Genomic DNA, 19,725 nt, shown 5'->3' on the forward strand with positions numbered 1-19,725 from the left:
GCGACAATCGTTCTTTCTGCGGCGGGCATGGCCCTTGGTGGTGCTGTCGGCGGGTCTGTTCTGGGGTTGTCCACGGCTGTGATCGGGCGGGCGGCGGGGGCCGCCATCGGGCAGCGCATCGACCAGCAGGTGCTGGGCGCGGGCAGTGAACCCGTCGCGGTTGGACGCATCGACCGCTTTCGCGTCATGGGCGCCAGCGAAGGCACTGATATTGCACAGGTGCATGGCCGGATGCGGATCGCGGGGCAGGTGATCTGGGCCAGCCGTTTCGGCGAAGCCCGCAAGACCACCGGTGGCGGCAAGGGCGCGCCGACGGGCCCTGCGACAACCACCTACAGTTATACCGTCAGCCTTGCCGTGGCCCTGTGCGAGGGGCAGATTTCCCGTGTCGGTCGGATCTGGGCCGATGGGGTCGCGCTTGCGCCCGAAGACCTGAACATGCGCGTCTATCCCGGCACCGCCGATCAACTGCCCGACCCCAAGATCGCCGCCGTCGAAGGGGTGGATGACACCCCCGCCTATCGCGGCACGGCCTATGTCGTGTTCGAGGATTTGTCGCTGGCGCAATTCGGCAACCGCGTGCCGCAATTCACCTTCGAGGTGATGCGCCCCGCGCCCGCAGACCAGCCCGCTGATATCAAGGGGCTGACCGATCTGGTGACAGGTGTCGCGCTGATCCCCGGCACGGGCGAATACAGCCTTGCAACATCGCCGGTGACTGTGGAACCCAGCTATGGCGCACAGGTGGCGGTCAATACCAACACCCCGATGGGGGGCACCGACCTAACGGTGTCGCTGAATGCACTGCAAGAGGAATTGCCCGCCTGCCAGTCCGTCGTGATGGTGGTGTCGTGGTTCGGTGACGACTTGCGCTGCGGCGACTGTTCGATCCGGCCCAAGGTCGAACAAAACGACGTGGATGCGCCCGCCATGCCATGGCGCGTGTCAGGGGTCGCGCGCGCAGATGCCCTGCGCATTCCATATCAGGACGACGCCCCTGTTTATGGCGGCACGCCAACAGATGCGGCGGTGGTTGAGGCGATTACCGATCTGCACATGCGCGGGCTGGATACGGTGTTCTATCCCTTTATCCTGATGGACCAGCTGGCGGGCAACACCTTGCCTGATCCTTACAGCGGGCAGCCGGGCCAGCCTGCGCTGCCGTGGCGGGGGCGGATCACCACCGACCTTGCCCCCGGTCTGGATGGCACAACCGATGCCACAGCGACCGCGACGGCAGAGGTCGCAGCCTTTATGGGCAATGCCGCGCCCGGCGATTTTGCCGTCAACGGCACGACGGTCACCTACAGCGGCGCCGCAGACTGGGGGTACCGGCGGTTCATCCTGCATTACGCCCATCTGTGTGCGGCTGCGGGTGGCGTCGGGGCCTTTTGCATCGGCTCGGAAATGCGCGGGCTGACGCAGATCAGGGGCGCTGCAAACAGCTTTCCCGCTGTCGCAGCATTGGTGCAGCTGGCCGCCGACGTGCGCGGCATTCTGGGACCGGATTGCAAGATCAGCTATGCCGCCGACTGGAGCGAATATGACGGCTATCAACCCGGCGGGACGGGCGATAAATACTTTCATCTTGATCCGCTTTGGGCCGATCCGAACATCGATTTCATCGGGATCGACAATTACATGCCGCTGGCCGACTGGCGCGACGGGGACGATCATGCCGATATCGCGGCCGGCAGTATCCATGACCTTGACTACCTGTCCGGCAATGTCGCGGGCGGCGAAGGCTATGACTGGTATTATCATTCGCCAGAGGCGCGCGATGCACAGATCCGCACGCCCATCACCGATGGGAACGGTGAACCCTGGGTCTGGCGCACCAAGGACCTTGCCGGTTGGTGGGCGCACCAGCACAACGACCGGATCGACGGTGTGCGGCAGGCCACGCCGACCGCGTGGGTGCCGCAATCCAAACCGTTCTGGTTTACCGAATTCGGCTGTGCGGCCATCGACAAGGGGGCAAACCAGCCCAACAAGTTCCTTGATCCCAAATCATCGGAATCGCAGCTGCCGCATTATTCCAACGGCAACCGCGACGATGCCATGCAGATGCAGTATATCAAGGCGGTGCACCGGCATTTCGCCGACCCGGCACATAACCCTGTGTCTGTGGAATATGGTGCGCCGATGCTGGACACGGGCCGCATGCACGTCTGGGCCTGGGATGCGCGGCCCTATCCGTTCTTTCCGGGCAACCGCAGCCTGTGGTCGGATGGCGGCAACTATGCGCGCGGGCACTGGCTGAACGGGCGGGTGACCAACCGCACGCTGGCATCGGTCGTGGCTGAAATCTGTGACCGTGCGGGGGTTAGCCGCTATGACGTGGCGGACCTGCATGGCGTGGTGCGTGGCTACAGCGTTGACCAGATCGGCACGGGGCGGGCGGCCTTGCAACCCCTGATGCTGGCCTTCGGCGTTGACGCCGTAGAGCGTGACGGCCTGCTGGTTTTTGAGAACCGCAAGGGGCGGGTGGATCACGTCATTGATGCGGACCGCCTCGCGCTGGATCCCGAAAAAGATCAGGCCATCGCCCTGACCCGTGCAGCCGCGGCCGAGATATCGGGCCGTGTCGCATTGGCCCATATCGACGCCGATGCCGATTACGCGGCCGTCGCCGCAGAGGCCATTCACCCTGATGAGGTGAGTTTCGGTGTCACCCGCACCGAACTGCCCCTCGCGCTGACCCGCGCCGAAGGACAGGGCACCGTGACCCGCTGGATCGCCGAGGCGCGGATCGCGTGCGACACCGCAAGTTTTGCGCTGCCGCCCTCGCAGTTGGCGCTGGGCGCCGGGCATGTCGTGCAGATCGAGACAGGCGATCACAGTGGGCTCTACCGGATTGACCGGATCGACGAATCCGGTCTGCGGCTGGCCGAGGCGACGCGCATCGATGCGCAGGCATACCGCCCCCAGACAAATCCGGGCGATACGCCCGTACTGGCGCCTTATGTCGGGCCTGTGCCGGTGGACATGCTGTTCATGGACTTGCCCTTGCTGACCGGCGAGGAAAGCGCCCACGCGCCCTATGTCGCTGCTGCCGGGCGGCCATGGCCGGGGAATATTGCGGTTTATTCCGCACCGCAAGACAGCGGCTATACCCTGCAAGAGGTGATTGCCGACGGCGCAACCGTGGGCGTGACGACAACCGACCTGCCACTAGGGCCATTCGGCATCTGGGACCGGCAGGCGGGGTTGCGGGTGCGGCTGGTTGATGGCGCGCTGGGCGCTGTGACGACACAGGCGCTGCTGGGGGGGGCAATACATTCGCCATCGGCGACGGCACCCCCGATATGTGGGAGGTGTTTCAGGCCCGCGACGTGGTGCCGGTGGGCCTGCGTGAATTCGCACTTTCGCGGATGTTGCGCGGGCAGGCGGGCAGCCGGGGGATCGTGCCCGATGTCTGGCCTGCGGGGTCGCGTATCGTGGCGCTGAATGGTGTGCCACGCCAGATCCTCCTGCCATCGGCGGCGCGCGGACTGGAGCGCCATTATCGCTATGGGCCGGCCAAACGCCCGCTTGGGGATGCAAGTTTCCGCCATGCGGTGCGGACCTTTCAGGGAAACGGGCTGCGGCCCTATCCGGTGGCGCATTTGCGTGCGCGGGTGACGGCAGCGGGACGCGAGATCAGCTGGATCCGGTGCAGCCGGATCGACGGCGATCTTTGGGCCGCGGGCGATATCCCGCTGGGCGAGGACAGCGAAAGCTATCTGCTGCGCATCACCCAGAACGGCATGACGCGGCGCACGGTGGCGCTGGGCACGCCCCAGTGGACATATGACGCCGCCCAGATCGCCACCGACACCGGTGGTGCGCCTTACCGGCTGGAGGTGGCACAGGTTTCCGCCCGCTTTGGCGCAGGGCCATTCAGCGCGCTTGTGCTGCAAGGCTGATGCGCCCTGTGCAACTGGCCGATATCGAATCCGCGCTGCGGCATCTGTTGCAGGTGCCGCCCGCCCACCGCGGCGCGGCCATGGCCGATCTTCTGACGCGCGCCGAGACCGCCGACCGCTATCGCAAGCGGCTGGGGCGGCGGCATCCGGAATTTGGCGACGGCACGCTGATGGCGGCGGCCCTGGGGCAGGCCGTCGCCCCGCGTCCGTCGGCCTGTGACGCGCAGGTGCTGGCGTGCCTTGCGATTGTCATCGCCGCATTGCAGGAAAAAACGGGTGAAATGTCGTGATCTTTGACATCAAGGGTTTGTTCTTGGCGAAGCGGCCCTATCTGCGCTAGACAGGGCACGTTAAAAAAAGGATCGACACGATGGCCTATCTGCACAAATCACTGACCGAGGTTGATCCTGTCTGGCATCGCATCTGCGAAGAGGCCGAACATGCCGTGGTGTCCGAGCCGCTGATGGGCGGTCTGATCCACGCCAGCGTATTGCATCACAAGAATTTCGAAGGTGCGCTGGCGTATCGTCTGTCGATGAAGCTCGCCTCGCCGGAAATGTCCGAACAGATCCTGCGCGAAATCGCGGATGAGGCGTATGTGACGGCCCCCGAACTGGCCGCAGCCGCGCGCGCCGATCTGGTGGCGATCTATGATCGCGATCCGGCCTGCCACCGCTTTGTGCAGCCCTTGCTGTTCTTCAAGGGGTTTCAGGCGGTGCAGGCATACCGGCTGGGCCATTGGCTGTGGCAACAGGGCCGCCGTGATCTGGCCTATTTCATCCAGATGCGCGTAAGCGAGATTTTCGGCGTCGATATCCACCCCGCCGCGCGCATCGGCAAGGGGATCATGATCGACCACGCCCATTCCATTGTCGTCGGCGAAACCGCCGTGGTGGGCGATAACGTGTCGATGCTGCATTCGGTGACGCTGGGCGGCACCGGCAAGGAAGACGACGACCGCCACCCGAAAATTGGTGATGGCGTGCTGATCGGCGCGGGCGCCAAGGTGCTGGGTAATATCAAGGTGGGCCATTGCAGCCGCATCGCCGCAGGCTCCGTGGTGCTGGAAGAGGTGCCGCCGATGAAAACCGTCGCAGGCGTGCCCGCGCGGATCGTGGGCGAGGCGGGTTGCGCGCAGCCGTCCATGTCGATGAACCACCTGCTGCAGACGCCCAAAGGCTGATCTGCGCGCCCTGTCACGGTCCTGTCATGTCTGGCGGCTAGGCCCAAGAGGTTAACGAAATGACCTCAAGGAATAGTCATGACCAGAAATATCCTTTGCATCACAAGCGCCATCGCGTTGTTCGCTGCGGCCCCCGCCCTGGCCGCGGGGCCGATTACCGTCACCAGCAACGCCGACAGCGGTGACGGGTCGCTGCGCGCCGCCCTGATCGCCGCCGAAACGGCCACCGCACCGGTGCAGATCGTGATGCTGACGCAAGACGATCTGCAACTGCAAAGCGGGCTGGTCTATGCGGGCACCGCACCCGTCACCATCTTTGGTGCAGGACAGACCATCGCCACCGGACTTGATATAACCTTGCTGACCTCGGCCAATGGCGCCGATCTGAACATCCATGATCTGACGTTTCGCGGCCCCGGCGGTTTTGACATCAATACCCGTGCCGATGCCGATGGAACGGCGGGCAAGGGCGTGTTCATCGACGTCCGTGATGACCAGACCGGCACCGTGACGCTGTCGCTGACCAATGTGACGGTCGCGGATGTGGCCAACCACGGTGTGCATGTGTCCGATTGTTCGCTGGCCGATTCCTGCGGCGGCGGCGGTGGCGGGGCTGGCGAAGGGTCGGCTGCGTCGATCATCGTGACGCTGAACAATGTCACTGTCGATAACGTCGGCAACGGCAAATTCGATGCCGACGGGCTGCGCGTCGATGAACGCGGGCCGGGCGATATCCGTGTCACCGGCCAGAACGTCACCTTTACCCGTGTCGGCGCTGACGGGGCCGAACTGGACGAAGGCCAGGATGGCAACGTGGTGGTGGAGCTGTCCGGCGCGCGTTTTGTCAACAACGGTGGGTATTGCCACCCCGACATCCTGTCGGCCTTCATGCCGTCCGAGGACGAGGGCGAATTTGACGAAGGCCAGATGGCCGCCGATGCGATCCCCGGCCCGATCACAGGCAGCCCCGATGACGCGTGTTTCGAACGCGAGGTCGATCTTTATGACGACGGATCAGTCGAAGCCTATGAATTCGCCATCGACGTGGACGACGGTTTCGACGTGGACGAGGCCGGGATCGGGTCGATACATGGCACCCTGACCGGAACCGAGATTTCGGACAATCTGGACGAAGGTCTGGATTTTGACGAAGAAGACGCAGGCGATATCGTGATTTCGATCAACGGCTTTGACGGCAGCGGCAACGCCGATGATGCCATCAAGATGAGCGAAGCAGGCGAAGGTCACGTGCTCGGCCTGATCGCCAATGCGGTGCTGACGGCCAATGGCGGCGTCGGCATCGTGCTAGAGGAAGAAGACGCAGGCGATGTTTACGGCACCGTCACCGGCGTGACGACCGCTGGCAACGACGACGGCGATCTGGGGCTTGAGGCCGTGCAAGAGGACGAAGGCGCAGGCACGATGACGGTTGTGGCATCGTTCATCACCGACGGTGTCGAAGTCGAAGGCGTGACACTGGCCGACTGATCGCATCAGTCGCAGTCAAAAAAGGGGGCCACGCGGCCCCCTTTTTCATGTCTTGTGTGGACCGGCCTAGGCCAGCATGGTCATCGGGTTCTCAAGGTTTTCCTTGATTGCGTTCAACAGGTTGGCCCCCAAGGCGCCATCAATCACCCGGTGATCGACCGACAGCGTGGTGGACATCACCGTGCCAATGGCCAGTTCGCCGTCTTTACCGACGATGGGTTTTTTCACACCGGCCCCGACGGCCAGAATGGCCGCATGGGGCGGGTTGATGATCGCGTCGAAATTGTCGATCCCGAACATGCCAAGGTTGGACACTGCAAAGGCGCCGCCCTGATATTCATGCGGCGCAAGTTTGCGGTCGCGGGCCCGGCTGGCCAGATCTTTCATCTCGGCCGACAGGGCCGACAGCGATTTCATTTCCGCGTCGCGCAACACCGGCGTGAACAGCCCGCCTTCGATCGCAACAGCCACCGCCACATCCGATTTTTCGAACTTGAGCGTGCGGTCACCGGCCCAGACGGCATTTGCATCCGGCACCTGTTGCAGCGCCAGCGCGCAGGCCTTGATGATGAAATCATTGACCGACAGCTTGACGCCGCGCGCTTCCAACTGCTTGTTCAGCTGGCCACGGAATGCCAGCAGATCGTCCAGCAGGATATCGCGGCGCAGATAGAAATGCGGCACGCTCTGCTTGGCTTCGGTCAGGCGGGCGGCGATTGTCTTGCGCATCCCGTCCAGCTTGACCTCTTCGAACGGGCGACCGTCATACATCTTGATCACGGCATCGGTGCTGGGTCCGGCGGCCATGGTTGCGGCAGCGGGCGTGGCTGCCTTGGCGGGTTCAGCGGCTTTGGCGGGTTTCGCACCCGGTTTTGCCGCCTCGACATCGGCCTTGACGATCCGGCCATGCGGGCCGGTTCCCTGGACATCCGTCAGATCAAGCCCCTTGTCCGCCGCAATGCGCCGTGCGAGCGGTGACGCAAAGATGCGTTCGCCATCCTTTTGCGGGGCGGCAGGGGCGGCAGCAGGCGCGCTGTCGTCGCTTTTTGCGGCCTTGGGGGCTTCGGCCTTTGGCGCGGGTTTTTCCGCCTTGGCGGATGTATCACCGATATCATCGGCACTTTCGCCCTCTTCCAGCAACACGGCGATCACATCGTTGACCTTCACGCCTTCAGTGCCTTCGGGGATGACGATCTTGCCCATCACCCCTTCGTCCACGGCCTCGAATTCCATCGTGGCCTTGTCGGTTTCGATCTCGGCCAGAATGTCACCCGACGACACGGTATCGCCTTCCTTGACGTGCCATTTCGCCAGCGTGCCTTCCTCCATCGTGGGGGACAGGGCGGGCATCAGAATTTCTGTGGGCATCGCTGTCTCTCCTTAGCGGTAGGTCACTTGTTTGCAGGCGGCGACGACCTCATCCGTGGTCACCAGAGCGTGCTTTTCCAGATTGGCGGCATAGGGCATCGGCACATCCTTGCCGGTGCAATTGATCACCGGCGCATCCAGATAGTCAAACGCCTGCTGCATGATCACGCTGCTGATATAGCCGCCGACGCTGCCCTGCGGCCAGCCTTCCTCGACCGTGACGCAGCGGTTGGTCTTGCGCACGGATTCCAGAATGGTTTCGGTGTCCATCGGGCGCAGGGTGCGCAGGTTGATCACCTCGGCGTTGATGCCTTCTTCGGCCAGCTTTTCGGCTGCTTGCAGCGCATAGGTCATCCCGATACCGAACGACACGATGGTCACATCGTCGCCGGCCCGTTCGATCTTGGCCTTGCCAAAGGGGATGGTGAAATCATCCATCACCGGCACATCGAACGACTTGCCATAAAGGATTTCGTTTTCCAGAAAGATGACCGGATTGGCATCGCGGATTGCGGTTTTCATCAGCCCCTTTGCGTCAGCCGCAGAATAGGGCATCACGACCTTGAGCCCCGGAATTTGCATATACCATGCGGCATAATCCTGGCTGTGCTGCGCACCCACGCGGGCGGCGGCACCGTTGGGGCCACGAAACACCATCGGCGCACCCATCTGACCGCCCGACATATACAGCGTCTTGGCGGCAGAGTTGATAATCTGGTCAATGGCTTGCATGGCAAAGTTGAAGGTCATGAATTCGACGATCGGCTTCAGCCCGCCAAAGGCGGCACCGACACCAATACCGGCGAACCCGTGTTCGGTGATCGGCGTGTCGATCACGCGTTTCGCGCCGAATTCATCCAGCAAGCCTTGGGAAATCTTGTAGGCGCCCTGATATTCGGCGACTTCCTCGCCCATCAGGAACACATCGGGGTCGCGGCGCATTTCCTCGGCCATGGCATCGCGCAGGGCCTCGCGCACTGTGGTCTGCTTGACCTCCACATCGTCGGCCCAGTCGGGGGCGACGTCAGGTGCAGGGGCCGCAGGGGCGGCGGCGGCAGGGGCCTTGGCGGGGGGGGCCTCTTTTTCCTGCTCTTCCTCTTTTGCTTCAGGCGCGGGTTTTGCACTTGCTTCTGGCACGTCTTCGCCTTCCTCGACCAGAATGGCGATCACATCGTTGACCTTCACGCCTTCGGTGCCTTCGGCGATCACGATCTTGCCGATCACGCCTTCATCGACGGCCTCGAATTCCATCGTGGCCTTGTCGGTTTCGATCTCGGCCAGAATATCGCCGGACGATACGGTGTCGCCTTCCTTGACCAGCCATTTGGCCAGCGTGCCTTCTTCCATCGTGGGGGACAGGGCGGGCATTAGAATTTCGGTTGCCATGGCGTCATGCCTCCTGCGGGATTTCTGTGGCGTAGATATCTGTCCAAAGCTCGTCCAACGCGGGCTCGGCGCTTTCCTTGGAAAACTCTGCCGCGTCGTTGACGACGGCCTTGATTTCCTTGTCGATGGCTTTCAGATCGTCTTCGGATGCGTGTTTGCCGGTCAGCAACATCTCGCGGACCTGTTCGATCGGGTCGCGTTCATCGCGCATTTTCTGCACCTCTTCGCGGGTGCGGTATTTTGCGGGGTCTGACATGGAATGGCCGCGATAACGGTATGTCTTGACCTCAAGGATATAGGGGCCTTTGCCTGCGCGGCAGTGGGCCACGGCGCGTTCGCCGGCCTCTTTCACCGCCAGCACGTTCATGCCGTCCACTTCCTCGCCGGGGATGCCGTATGCAGCGCCGCGTTCCCACAGGCTGGGTGACTTGGTGGACCGCTGGACCGACGTGCCCATCGCATACTGGTTGTTTTCAATCACGAAAACGACGGGCAACATCCACAGTTCGGCCATGTTGTAAGTCTCATAGACCTGGCCCTGGTTCGCCGCGCCATCGCCAAAATAGGCGAATGTCACACGGTCATTGCCCTTGTATTTGTCGGCAAACGCCAAACCGGCCCCGATTGGCACCTGAGCGGCAACAATGCCGTGGCCACCATAAAAATGTTTCTCTTTCGAGAACATGTGCATGGAGCCGCCCTTGCCCTTTGAAAAGCCGCCCTCGCGCCCTGTCAGTTCGGCCATGATCCCCTTGGGGTCCATCCCGCAAGCCAGCATGTGCCCGTGGTCGCGATAAGAGGTGACACGCTTGTCGCCTTCATCTGCGGCGGCTTCCAGGCCCACAACGACCGCTTCCTGGCCGATATACAGGTGACAGAAGCCACCAATCAGGCCCATGCCATATAACTGGCCCGCCTTTTCCTCGAACCGCCGGATCAGCAGCATTTCACGGTAATGTCCCAGCAATTCCTCGGCCGAGACGTTGGGCTTTGCGGCGGCCTTTTTGGGCGGCATGTGCAGTCCTCCAGCGTATGAACAAAATAGTTTAGCTTTAAACTATATTCTAAATCATGCGCGCGCAAAAGGCGAGGGTCAAGCCATCAATCAGCCAAGCCCTGTGCACATAGCCGGAATACCGTCAGCGGATAACGATTTCATCGGCGCGGATCATGCCCAGCACATCGCGGGCCTGTTCATCCAGCAGGTCAAGATCGAGGAATTTATCCGAAAGCCGGCGCGTGAGGTTTTCCATCTGGCCCACGTCTGCCTGCAAAAGCGCCAGCTCTGTTTCCAGCGCGCGGGCCTCGGCGTTGATTTCGATACGCTTGAACAGCCCGTAATCCCCCTGCACGGCAGCAAAGGTAAAATACAGCCCCAGCATCAACGCGCCGAGGAAATAGAACAATGCACCCAAAGGGGGACGGTAGCGTTGGAACATCTGCTTGCCTCAATGCCGTTTCTGCCGAACGGCCTTGGCACAGAATCGCACAAACGATTCGCAATGTGAATCCCTTATTTTCCGGTCGGCGGAAAATAAGGGATTGCAAGGTGACGATCCCGGATGCGTGGCCCTGATCAGGCCTTGCCGCGATAGATATCCACCAACTTGCCCAGCATCGCAAGCGCATCATCCCGGTCGCGCTGGAACGAGTTGCGCCCGATGATCGACCCGTTGCCGCCACCGTCACGAATGGCGCGGGCATCATCGTAAACCGCATCGGCCCCTTTGGCGGCACCACCTGAAAACACCATCAACCGCCGCCCGGCAAAGGCGCTTTCCACGCAGTGCCGCACGCGGGCGGCCTGTGTGGCGATGTCGATGTCCTGCGCCTGATACACCTTCTTGGCCTCGCCCAGGCTCAGGTGATCGGTGGACAGTTTTATCTTGATGATATGCGCGCCCAGCAGGGCCGCGATCTGGGCGGCATAGGCGGCAATGTCGATGGCTGTTTCGCCGTCCTTGTCCAGCGCCTCGCCGCGGGGATAGGACCAGATAACCGTGGCAATGCCCTTGGCTGCGGCCTCGCGGCGCATCTCGGCAATGTCGCTGAACATGTTCAGCGCGGCGGATGATCCGGGATAGACGGTAAACCCGATGGCCGATGCCCCCAGCCGCAGCGCATCATCGACCGATGCGGTGATCGCCTGCGTCTTGGGGGCCGCGTCTGGGATCAGCGAATTGGCGGAATTCACTTTCAGGATCGTCGGGATCTGGCCTGCAAATGTGTCCGCACCCGCTTCCAGCATCCCCAGCGGTGCCGCAAAGGCGTTCAGCCCCGCGTCAATCGCCAGCTGGTAATGATAGTGCGGGTCATAGGCTGCGGGGTTGGGCGCGAAAGACCGCGCCGGCCCGTGTTCGAACCCCTGATCGACGGGCAGGATGATCATCTTGCCGGTGCCACCCAGTTTGCCGGTCATCATGATGCGGGCAAGGTTGGCCTTGACGCCCGGCGTCTCGCCTTCGTAGTTGGACAGGATTTTCTGAACGATACGGGTGGTTTTCATGATCGGCCCCTCGGGTTTGCGTCATCTCTGGACAATCCGATAAGTGGCGGCGGGGCCGGTTGCAAATGTGTTAGCGCAACCGGGGCCGATGTTATCGCAAACGGGGCGGATCGGGTTACCCCAGCGCCGCGACACCCGGCAGTGTCTTGCCTTCCATCCATTCCAGAAACGCGCCGCCCGCGCCGGAAATATAGGTAAAATCATCCGCGACACCGGCCTGGTTCAACGCCGCGACCGTGTCACCACCACCGGCGACGGACACCAGCTTGCCTGCTTTCGTCAGGTCAGCGGCCGTTTTGGCGGCGGCATTGGTGGCGGCATCGAAGGGTGCGATTTCAAACGCACCCAGCGGGCCGTTCCAGATCAGTGTCTTGCTGCGTTCGAACACCTGCGCGATATGCGCCACGCTGTCGGGGCCGGCATCAAGGATCATCGCGTCAGCGGGGCAATCCTCGGCCTTGACCACTTCGCTGTCGGCGCCGGCCTTGAATTCACGCGCCACGACCACGTCGCGGGGCAACAGGATCTCACAGCCCGCAGCGGCGGCCTTTTGCGCAATGTCGCGGGCGGTGTCGGCCAGATCGTGTTCGCACAGCGATTTGCCCACGTCGATCCCTTGGGCGGCAAGGAAGGTGTTGGCCATGCCGCCGCCGATCACCAGCGCATCGACCTTGGTGACCAGATTGCCCAGCAGGTCCAGTTTCGTCGAAACCTTTGCCCCGCCGACCACGGCCACAACGGGCCGTTCGGGATTGCCAAGCGCCCTTTCCAATGCGTCCAATTCCTCGGCCATCAGACGACCGGCGCAGGATGGCAGCAGATGCGCAATCGCTTCGGTGCTGGCATGGGCGCGGTGTGCGGCGGAAAACGCATCGTTCACATAGATATCGCCAAGGCTGGCCAGACGCTTGGCAAAACCTTCGTCGTTTTGTTCCTCGCCGGGGTTGAAACGCAGGTTTTCCAGCAGCAAAACCTCGTCATCGTCCATCGCGGCAACAGCATCGGCGTAATCACCGTTGACCCATGTCACCGGCAGGCCCAGCACATCGGCCACCGTGGGGGCGATATGTTCCAGCGACATTTCGGGCACGACCTTCCCCTTGGGGCGCCCGAAATGCGCCATCAGGATCACGCGGCCCCCCTTGGCCTGTATATCATCGACTGTGGGAATGATCCGTTCGATCCGGCTGGTATCGGTCACGCGGCCATCCTCGACCGGCACGTTGATATCCACGCGCACCAGCGCGCGCTTGCCGGCGAAATCCATATCATCAAGCGTTTTCCAGGCCATCTGCTTTTCCCTTGGGTTTGGTTCACCGCTTTGTTGCGGCAATGCATGGCCCACGTCAACCGGACCCGGGTTGGCAATTGCGCGCGCAAGCCATATGTCTTCGCCAACAGCCCAAAAAGGAGAGCCTAATGGCCGATATCAAAGACCCCGAAAACACGATCATCATGACCCTGAAAGATGGCGATGTCATTATCCAGCTTTTGCCCGATGTGGCCCCCAAACATACCGAACGGATGAAGGAACTGGCCCGTGCGGGTGCCTATGACAACGTCTGCTTTCACCGCGTGATCGACGGTTTCATGGCGCAGACCGGCGATGTGGCCAACGGCAACATGGAAGATAACTTTAACATCGGCCGCGCTGGCACCGGCGGGTCCGATCTGCCTGATCTGCCCGCCGAATTTTCCAAGATCCCCCATGCACGCGGGTCACTGGGGGCCGCCCGGTCGCAGAACCCGAACTCGGCCAACAGTCAGTTTTTCATCAACTTCAAGGATAATGATTTCCTGAACGGGCAATATACCGTCTATGGGCAGGTCATTTCCGGGATGGAACATGTCGACGCCATCGTAAAGGGCGAACCGCCCGTGAACCCCGACCGCATGATCAGCGTCAAGGTGGCCGCAGATGTTTAAATACGCCGCAATCCTGTCGCTGCTGGCGTCGCCGGCAGTGGCCACCGGACTGGAAATTGACATCGCAGGCGAAGCGAACGGCACCGTCACCATCGACCTGTTCGAGGATGTCGCCCCCCTGCACACGGCACAGATCACCGCGATTGCCGAAGCGGGTGATTATGACGGCGTTGTGTTTCACCGCGTGATCGACGGTTTCATGGCGCAAACGGGCGACGTGCGGAACGGCGTGCTGGGCAGCGATCTGTCGCGCGCGGGCACCGGCGGGTCTGATCTGGGCAATATCCCGGCCGAGTTTTCCGAGGTACCGTTTGAACGCGGCGTGGTCGGCATGGCCCGGTCGCAGAACCCCAATTCCGCCAACAGCCAGTTCTTCATCATGTTCGAACCGGGGTATTTCCTGAACGGGCAATATACTGTCGTGGGCGAGGTCACAGAAGGCATGGAAATCATCGATGCGATCAAGCGCGGCACGGGGGCCAATGGCGCCGTCATCGGCCAGCCTGACGTGATGCAGACGGTCCGCGTCACCGAGTAAAAAAAGCGCGGCCCCCTCACATCTGCGCGAGGGGGCTAGGCGCAGGCCCGCGCAACGGTCACTCTGGTTTTACATTTCCGGAGGTTCCCATGCGCATCGTTCCCATTATCGCGGCCCTTTGCACCGCGGCCAGCACGGCGGCGGCCAGCCCGGAATTCTGGGTGCACGAATGGCCAAAGACCAATTTCGAAAACACAAGCGTCGAAAGCTGGGTTGAAATCCTGTCCGGTGGGCCGTCCAAGGATGGCATCCCGGCGCTGGACGCGCCGCAATTCATCGCCGTGGCCGATGCGGCAGTGCTGGAACCGCGCGAACCCGTCATCACGCTGGAAATCGAAGGGCAGGTGCCGCACGCCTATCCGATCCGTTATCTGACATGGCATGAAATCGTGAACGACGTGGTGGGCGGCATCCCCGTCGCCGTGACCTTTTGCCCGCTGTGCAATTCCGGCATCACATTCGACCGGCGCACCGATGCCGGCGTGCTGTCGTTCGGTGTTTCGGGCAAGCTGCGCAATTCCGACATGATCATGTATGACCGCCAGACCGAAAGCTGGTGGCAACAGGCCGTGGGCGAGGCGATTGTCGGTGATCTGACCGGCACCGCATTACAAACCCTGCCAAGCTGGATGGAAAGCTGGGAGGCGTTCCGCACCCGCAACCCTGACGGGCTGGTAATGGATCAGCCGGATTTTCGGCGCAACTATGGCGCGAACCCTTATGTGCGCTATGACAGTTCGCATCGTCCGTTCCTGTATTCCGGTGAAATGCCACCCCATGACATTCCCGCATTGGCGCGTGTGGTGCGCGTGGGTGATCGCGCCTGGCCGCTGACGCGGCTGGCCGAACAGGGCAGGATCACCGAGGCAGGCGTGAACCTGACATGGACCGCCGGGCAGGCATCGGCGCTGGATACCGCGCAACTGGCGCAGGGCCGCGATGTGGGCAATGTGCGCGTGCGTGATGCCAGTGGCGCGGATCTGGCGCATGACGTGATGTTCGCCTTTGCCTTCCATGCCTTCTGGCCTGACGGGGAATGGATGCTGGCCGACTGAGCTGCTTGACATGGCCTGCCCCTGCGCATCAGGTGCGCAGATGGAACGCAAATCCCAGATCGACCTTTTCGGTGCGACCGCCCTGACAGGTTTCGCCCTTTTGCTGGCCTTTAACCAGGTGGTGATCAAGGTCACCAATGATGGCTTGCAACCGGTATTTTTTGCCGGTCTGCGGTCTGCTGGTGCGGTGATCTGCATCTGGCTGTGGATGCACTGGCGCGGTATCCCGCTGCGGTTCGCGGCAGGTACACGGCTGGCGGGCGCGATCACCGGCGTGGTGTTCGGGGTCGAATTCATGCTGCTTTTCGTGGCGCTTGATCTGACCACGGTCGGGCGGTCCGGTGTCATCTTCTATTCCATGCCGGTGTGGCTGGCGCTGATGGCGCATGTGTTCATCCCCGATGACCGGATCACCCCGCTCAAGGCGCTGGGTCTGGCTTTTGCACTTGGGGGCGTTGCCTGGGCGATTCTGTCGCGTGACGACGGCGTTGGCAGCTTTTGGGGCGATATGGCGGCCCTTGGGGCAGCTGTGGGCTGGGCCGTGACGGCGATGATGGCCAAGGCATCACCGCTGGCGCGGGTGCGGCCCGAAATCCAACTGATGTGGCAGGTTGGTGTTTCGGCGCCCATCATGCTGGTGGCGGCGCTGTTTTTCGGCCCGCTGGTGCGCGACCTTGCCCCGGTGCATATTGCGGGGCTGGTATTTCAGATCGTCGTCGTGGTCAGCGCGGGGTTTATCTTCTGGCTGTGGCTGTTGTCGATCTATCCGGCCTCTGGCGTGGCATCGTTCAGCTTTCTGACGCCTGTGCTCAGCGTTGGTCTGGGCTGGGCCATATTGGGGGAACAGGTCGGCGTCGATCTGATCGGCGCGCTGGTGTTGGTGGTGATCGGGATCCTGCTGATCAACCGCAGGCCACGGGTGCCGGGGTAGGGGCGGTTCAGGTCCCACAAAACGTGCGTGTCACGCGTTCGTCGCTGGTGGGCGCGCGGGTGAAGGGCTCTGTCTCCGCTGTCACGGTGTAGGGCTGCGTGACAGCCGCCAGCAATGCATGAAACGGGGCGAAATCGCCCGCAACGCCTGCGCTGATGACCTCTTCTACCCGGTGATTGCGCGGGATGATCTGCGGGTTGGCCCGGCCCATGATCGTGGCGGCATCGGGTGATTTGCGCGCGTCCCAGCGCATCCGCCACGCATCAAAGGCATCGCGGTCAAGGAACTGGTCGCGCGCATCGGGCAGATTGGCGAACACATTGGTAAAGTCCGCCTGATCCTGCGCCATCAGCGCCAGCAGGTCGGTGATCAGGGCGCGGTCCTCGGCGGTAACATCACGCAGCCCCAGTTTTGCGCCGAACACATCCAGCCATGCCGCATCGAACAGATCGGCAAAGCGGTGCACACGGTCGGTGAAATCCGCAATCGCGGCGTCGCGGTCGGGCATCAGCGGGATCAGGGCGGTGGCGAATTGCGCCATGTTCCACGCCCCGATGCCGGGCTGGTTTGAATAGGCATAGCGCCCTTGCCGGTCGATTGCGCTGAACACCGTGTCGGGGTGAAAGGCATCCATAAAGGCGCAAGGGCCATAGTCGATGGTTTCACCCGCCACCGATACGTTATCGGTATTCATCACCCCGTGTATGAACCCCAGTCCCATCCAGCGTGCAATCAGCCGCGCATAGCGGGCAATCACCGCATCCAGCAGATCCGCCGGGCCACCGGCACCCGGATAATGTCGCGCGATCACATGATCGGTCAGCGCCTGCAAAGCGGCGACATCGCCCCGCGCGGCAAAGAACTGAAATGTACCGACCCGGATATGGCTGTGTGCCACGCGGGTCAGGACCGCGCCGGGCAGCGGGCCGTTTTCGCGCAAGACAGTTGCGCCTGTGGTCACAGCCGCCAGCGCGCGCGTGGTGGGCACACCCATGGCCTGCATCGCCTCTGACACCAGATATTCGCGCAGCACCGGCCCCAGCCACGACCGCCCGTCGCCGCCGCGCGAATAGGGGGTGCGCCCCGCGCCTTTCAGTTGGATATCCCGGCGGATGCCATCGGTGCCCACCACCTCGCCCAGCAACACCGCGCGGCCATCACCCAGTTGCGGGTTCCAGTTCCCGAACTGATGGCCCGCATAGACCTGCGCCAGCGGGTTTGCCCCGGCGGGCACGGTGTTGCCGGCCCAGACGCCCGGATCATCCAGATCGCCGGTGATCCCCAACCGCGCCGCCAGATCACGGTTCACCGCAATGATCTGCGGATCGGGCACCGGGGCGGGGCGCTGTGGCGTGAACATCTGCGGCGGCAGGGTGAAATAGCTGTTGTCAAAGGGGATTTGCATCACATCGTATCCGTCATCACACGTATCGTTTGATCCTTGCCAAACCCGGCCCTGGCGCAAAACCGGGCCAGCGCATCATCGCCATCGGGTATGCGCACATGCAGCGCCCGCAGATCGGCCCGCCCAAGCGTGACTGCCACGGCATGCAGCACCTCTGTCCCGATGCCGCGTTTGCGCACGCTGGGGCGGATATAGATATCCTCGACCCAGCCGATCATCCCGCCAGTATCGACCGACCAGCCGAAACTGATCAGCACATAGCCCAACGGCGCACGCGCCGGCCCAATCAACCAGATAGCGCCCAGCGGGCTGCCGTCCAACAAGGGCGCGATCACGTTTTCGCGGTGCGCATCGTCATGGGGCAGGGCGCGTTCCGCGTGGCTGCGCTGCATCAGCGCCTGCGCCTTGGCGGCATCATCGGGCCCGGCAAGGTGGATGGACGTGGTCATAGCCGCGCCAGCCGATCCGCCAGCAGCGCATAAAACCCGGCCGTATCGATATCCTTCATGAACAGCGCATTCTTTGGCCGGTCAGTGATCCGCCACCAGTCGGCAACGGTCATCCCAAGCGTCAATTCCGATATGGTTTCGATTTCCACGTTGATCAGCCGACCCGCGAACAGGTCGGGCCGGATCAGATAGGCGATGGTGCAGGGGTCATGCAGCGGCGCGCCCTCTGATCCGTATTTTTCCATATCGAACCGTTCAAAGAAATCGGTCCAGGCGGCAACCATATCGCCCACGCGCGTGCCCATCGCGCGGAACGCATCGATACGCGGTTTCGTGGTCAGCGCCTTGTGCGTCACATCCAGCGGCATCACGACCAACGGCGCACCTGCATCAAACACGATTTTCGCGGCCTCGGGATCGACATAGATGTTGAATTCCGCCGTGGGGGTGATGTTGCCCACCTCGAAATAGGCCCCCCCCATCAGCACGATGTCCTGCACGCGGGGGATGATGTCGGGCGCACGCTGAAACGCCGCGGCGATATTGGTCAGCGGCCCGATGGGGCACAGCGTGACCGTGCCCGCCGGTTCAGCGCGCAGGGTTTCGATGATGAAGTCAACGCCGTGCTGGTCCTGCAACGGCATGGTGGGATCATCCAGCTGCGGGCCGTCCAGCCCTGTCTGGCCATGCACATGTTCTGCCGTCACCAGCTTGCGCTGCAACGGCGCATCACAGCCCGCGAAAACCCGCACATCGGGCCGCCCCGCCAGTTCGCACACGATCCGGGCGTTCTTTTCGGTCAGCGCCAGCGGCACATTGCCCGCCACCGCCGTGATGCCCAGCAGGTCGATCTCCTCGGGGGACGCAAGCGCCAACAGGATGGCGACAGCGTCGTCCTGTCCGGGGTCGGTGTCGATGATGATCTTTCGCGGGGCCATGGATGTTCCTGTAATGTTGTTTGCGCACAGAGTGTCGTGTCAGGCGGGCAGGGGCAAGGGGGGCGGATGTGCCACACGCATCAATGTCCGCCCCCGCCTGCGCGGCATCTTGCCGGTCGCAGCGGCGCGCATGGGAAAAGACCTGCCTGTCGGCCCCGGCGCGCATATGATCAGCGTGCTTTGGCGCATCATATTGGCTGTATCTGGCCAGACTGTGCCGTTTCACTTTTGTTTTTCCGGTATCCATGGAAAAAGATGTGCGCAATACACATGTATCGTCGTGGATGTGACAAACGCCTTCGCGCTGTCCGTAACAGGAGACCGTAATGACCTATCCGACAAAGCTGCTGACACCTTTCGCCGTGCTGGCTGTGCTCGCTGTCCCGGCTTTTGCACAGGACGCTGCCATCGATATCAACGGTGACGGCATGTACAGTTTTCCCGAAGTGCAAGCGGTGGCGCCCGAAGTGACCGAGGACGCGTTCACCGGTCTGGATACATCAGGTGACGGTCTGCTGGATGCAGATGAGATCGCCGCCGGTGTTGCCGCAGGCGTGTTGCCGGGCTGACGCCCCGGATGATTGCCCCCACGCCAAGCCCGGCGCGGGGTCTTTTCACACCTCTCCGCGTGCGAGCGCTGCGAC

At 62.4% G+C, this 19,725-nt stretch carries 18 protein-coding genes and 1 pseudogene; 10 read left to right on the plus strand and 9 right to left on the minus strand.

All coding sequences use genetic code 11. From position 1 onward, the window contains the following. Positions 1–27: 27 nt before the first annotated feature. The 5 genes and pseudogenes from ACTG4B_RS11445 to ACTG4B_RS11465 form a co-directional block, all read left to right on the plus strand. Positions 28–3,383 (plus strand): annotated as a pseudogene (locus tag ACTG4B_RS11445) (baseplate multidomain protein megatron); the annotation flags it as partial. A gap of 24 nt (positions 3,384–3,407) precedes the next feature. After that, the gene (locus ACTG4B_RS11450) at positions 3,408–3,908 is read left to right on the plus strand and encodes a hypothetical protein (protein ID WP_439155856.1); all 501 of its coding nucleotides are present in this window, start codon (positions 3,408–3,410) and stop codon (positions 3,906–3,908) included. Then, on the plus strand, positions 3,908–4,198 hold the full coding sequence (locus ACTG4B_RS11455) for a DUF7742 family protein (RefSeq protein ID WP_439155837.1): 291 nt from the start codon (positions 3,908–3,910) through the stop codon (positions 4,196–4,198). Before ACTG4B_RS11450 ends, ACTG4B_RS11455 begins: the two co-directional genes overlap by 1 nt. An 80-nt stretch (positions 4,199–4,278) precedes the next feature. Further along, positions 4,279–5,091 carry a serine O-acetyltransferase gene (gene cysE, locus ACTG4B_RS11460; protein WP_439155838.1) on the plus strand — a complete coding sequence of 271 codons (813 nt, stop codon included), beginning with the start codon at positions 4,279–4,281 and terminating at the stop codon, positions 5,089–5,091. A 78-nt stretch (positions 5,092–5,169) separates the two neighbouring features. Further along, a complete protein-coding gene (locus tag ACTG4B_RS11465; RefSeq protein WP_439155839.1) occupies positions 5,170–6,579 on the plus strand; it encodes a hypothetical protein in 1,410 nt (469 codons plus the stop codon). Positions 6,580–6,645: 66 nt separating this feature from the next. Here the strand turns inward: ACTG4B_RS11465 and ACTG4B_RS11470 are convergent, their stop codons facing one another. The 6 genes from ACTG4B_RS11470 to ACTG4B_RS11495 form a co-directional block, all read right to left on the minus strand. Then, on the minus strand, positions 6,646–7,947 hold the full coding sequence (locus ACTG4B_RS11470; RefSeq protein ID WP_439155840.1) for a pyruvate dehydrogenase complex dihydrolipoamide acetyltransferase: 1,302 nt from the start codon (positions 7,945–7,947) through the stop codon (positions 6,646–6,648). Between the two features lie 12 nt (positions 7,948–7,959). Beyond that, entirely contained in the window at positions 7,960–9,333 is a 1,374-nt protein-coding gene (locus tag ACTG4B_RS11475) for a pyruvate dehydrogenase complex E1 component subunit beta (RefSeq protein WP_439155841.1), read from the minus strand. Between the two features lie 4 nt (positions 9,334–9,337). Then, positions 9,338–10,348: a pyruvate dehydrogenase (acetyl-transferring) E1 component subunit alpha gene (gene pdhA, locus ACTG4B_RS11480; RefSeq protein ID WP_439155842.1), complete on the minus strand. Its 1,011-nt coding sequence runs from the start codon at positions 10,346–10,348 to the stop codon at positions 9,338–9,340. A gap of 124 nt (positions 10,349–10,472) precedes the next feature. Then, entirely contained in the window at positions 10,473–10,772 is a 300-nt protein-coding gene (locus tag ACTG4B_RS11485) for an FtsB family cell division protein (RefSeq protein ID WP_439155843.1), read from the minus strand. Positions 10,773–10,909: 137 nt separating this feature from the next. Next, on the minus strand, positions 10,910–11,839 hold the full coding sequence (locus tag ACTG4B_RS11490) for a class I fructose-bisphosphate aldolase (RefSeq protein ID WP_439155844.1): 930 nt from the start codon (positions 11,837–11,839) through the stop codon (positions 10,910–10,912). Positions 11,840–11,954: 115 nt separating this feature from the next. Further along, positions 11,955–13,130 (minus strand): phosphoglycerate kinase, encoded by a 1,176-nt coding sequence (locus ACTG4B_RS11495; RefSeq protein ID WP_439155845.1) that lies wholly within the window; start codon positions 13,128–13,130, stop codon positions 11,955–11,957. A 128-nt stretch (positions 13,131–13,258) separates the two neighbouring features. Here ACTG4B_RS11495 and ACTG4B_RS11500 point away from each other — a divergent pair, with 128 nt between their 5' ends. The 4 genes from ACTG4B_RS11500 to ACTG4B_RS11515 all read left to right on the plus strand — a co-directional run bounded on the left by ACTG4B_RS11500 (position 13,259) and on the right by ACTG4B_RS11515 (position 16,289). Beyond that, on the plus strand, positions 13,259–13,765 hold the full coding sequence (locus ACTG4B_RS11500) for a peptidylprolyl isomerase (RefSeq protein WP_439155846.1): 507 nt from the start codon (positions 13,259–13,261) through the stop codon (positions 13,763–13,765). Further along, positions 13,758–14,303, plus strand: a complete 546-nt coding sequence (locus tag ACTG4B_RS11505; protein ID WP_439155847.1) for a peptidylprolyl isomerase — start codon at positions 13,758–13,760, stop codon at positions 14,301–14,303. The genes ACTG4B_RS11500 and ACTG4B_RS11505 overlap by 8 nt, the downstream gene beginning before the upstream one ends. A gap of 89 nt (positions 14,304–14,392) precedes the next feature. Further along, positions 14,393–15,358 carry a DUF3179 domain-containing protein gene (locus tag ACTG4B_RS11510; protein ID WP_439155848.1) on the plus strand — a complete coding sequence of 322 codons (966 nt, stop codon included), beginning with the start codon at positions 14,393–14,395 and terminating at the stop codon, positions 15,356–15,358. A gap of 40 nt (positions 15,359–15,398) precedes the next feature. After that, on the plus strand, positions 15,399–16,289 hold the full coding sequence (locus ACTG4B_RS11515) for a DMT family transporter (protein ID WP_439155849.1): 891 nt from the start codon (positions 15,399–15,401) through the stop codon (positions 16,287–16,289). A 7-nt stretch (positions 16,290–16,296) separates the two neighbouring features. Here ACTG4B_RS11515 and ACTG4B_RS11520 read toward each other — a convergent pair whose 3' ends face one another. Genes ACTG4B_RS11520 through ACTG4B_RS11530 form a run of 3 tightly spaced genes read right to left on the minus strand, consistent with a single transcriptional unit; the run spans position 16,297 to position 19,081 of the window. Continuing rightward, a complete protein-coding gene (locus ACTG4B_RS11520; RefSeq protein WP_439155850.1) occupies positions 16,297–17,694 on the minus strand; it encodes a protein adenylyltransferase SelO in 1,398 nt (465 codons plus the stop codon). Further along, positions 17,694–18,143, minus strand: coding sequence for a GNAT family N-acetyltransferase (locus ACTG4B_RS11525; protein WP_439155851.1), 450 nt, complete (start codon positions 18,141–18,143; stop codon positions 17,694–17,696). The genes ACTG4B_RS11520 and ACTG4B_RS11525 overlap by 1 nt, the downstream gene beginning before the upstream one ends. After that, positions 18,140–19,081, minus strand: a complete 942-nt coding sequence (locus ACTG4B_RS11530; RefSeq protein ID WP_439155852.1) for a nucleoside hydrolase — start codon at positions 19,079–19,081, stop codon at positions 18,140–18,142. The genes ACTG4B_RS11525 and ACTG4B_RS11530 overlap by 4 nt, the downstream gene beginning before the upstream one ends. Positions 19,082–19,407: 326 nt before the next feature. Here ACTG4B_RS11530 and ACTG4B_RS11535 point away from each other — a divergent pair, with 326 nt between their 5' ends. Continuing rightward, positions 19,408–19,650 (plus strand): hypothetical protein, encoded by a 243-nt coding sequence (locus ACTG4B_RS11535; protein WP_439155853.1) that lies wholly within the window; start codon positions 19,408–19,410, stop codon positions 19,648–19,650. Positions 19,651–19,725: the final 75 nt, after the last annotated feature.

The sequence above is a fragment of the Yoonia sp. genome (genome assembly GCF_965660735.1).
Taxonomy (GTDB): domain Bacteria; phylum Pseudomonadota; class Alphaproteobacteria; order Rhodobacterales; family Rhodobacteraceae; genus Yoonia.

Bases quoted from the DNA above. Each gene is read 5' to 3' on its own strand.
- ACTG4B_RS11455 (WP_439155837.1), top strand. From the start codon at position 3,908: ATGCGCCCTGTGCAACTGGCCGATATCGAATCCGCGCTGCGGCATCTG.
- ACTG4B_RS11465 (WP_439155839.1), top strand. From the start codon at position 5,170: ATGACCAGAAATATCCTTTGCATCACAAGCGCCATCGCGTTGTTCGCT.
- ACTG4B_RS11470 (WP_439155840.1), bottom strand. From the start codon at position 7,947: ATGCCCACAGAAATTCTGATGCCCGCCCTGTCCCCCACGATGGAGGAA.
- ACTG4B_RS11510 (WP_439155848.1), top strand. From the start codon at position 14,393: ATGCGCATCGTTCCCATTATCGCGGCCCTTTGCACCGCGGCCAGCACG.
- ACTG4B_RS11530 (WP_439155852.1), bottom strand. From the start codon at position 19,081: ATGGCCCCGCGAAAGATCATCATCGACACCGACCCCGGACAGGACGAC.
- cysE (WP_439155838.1), top strand. From the start codon at position 4,279: ATGGCCTATCTGCACAAATCACTGACCGAGGTTGATCCTGTCTGGCAT.
- ACTG4B_RS11495 (WP_439155845.1), bottom strand. From the start codon at position 13,130: ATGGCCTGGAAAACGCTTGATGATATGGATTTCGCCGGCAAGCGCGCG.
- ACTG4B_RS11515 (WP_439155849.1), top strand. From the start codon at position 15,399: ATGGAACGCAAATCCCAGATCGACCTTTTCGGTGCGACCGCCCTGACA.
- ACTG4B_RS11525 (WP_439155851.1), bottom strand. From the start codon at position 18,143: ATGACCACGTCCATCCACCTTGCCGGGCCCGATGATGCCGCCAAGGCG.
- ACTG4B_RS11485 (WP_439155843.1), bottom strand. From the start codon at position 10,772: ATGTTCCAACGCTACCGTCCCCCTTTGGGTGCATTGTTCTATTTCCTC.
- ACTG4B_RS11535 (WP_439155853.1), top strand. From the start codon at position 19,408: ATGACCTATCCGACAAAGCTGCTGACACCTTTCGCCGTGCTGGCTGTG.
- ACTG4B_RS11490 (WP_439155844.1), bottom strand. From the start codon at position 11,839: ATGAAAACCACCCGTATCGTTCAGAAAATCCTGTCCAACTACGAAGGC.
- ACTG4B_RS11520 (WP_439155850.1), bottom strand. From the start codon at position 17,694: ATGCAAATCCCCTTTGACAACAGCTATTTCACCCTGCCGCCGCAGATG.
- pdhA (WP_439155842.1), bottom strand. From the start codon at position 10,348: ATGCCGCCCAAAAAGGCCGCCGCAAAGCCCAACGTCTCGGCCGAGGAA.
- ACTG4B_RS11475 (WP_439155841.1), bottom strand. From the start codon at position 9,333: ATGGCAACCGAAATTCTAATGCCCGCCCTGTCCCCCACGATGGAAGAA.
- ACTG4B_RS11505 (WP_439155847.1), top strand. From the start codon at position 13,758: ATGTTTAAATACGCCGCAATCCTGTCGCTGCTGGCGTCGCCGGCAGTG.
- ACTG4B_RS11500 (WP_439155846.1), top strand. From the start codon at position 13,259: ATGGCCGATATCAAAGACCCCGAAAACACGATCATCATGACCCTGAAA.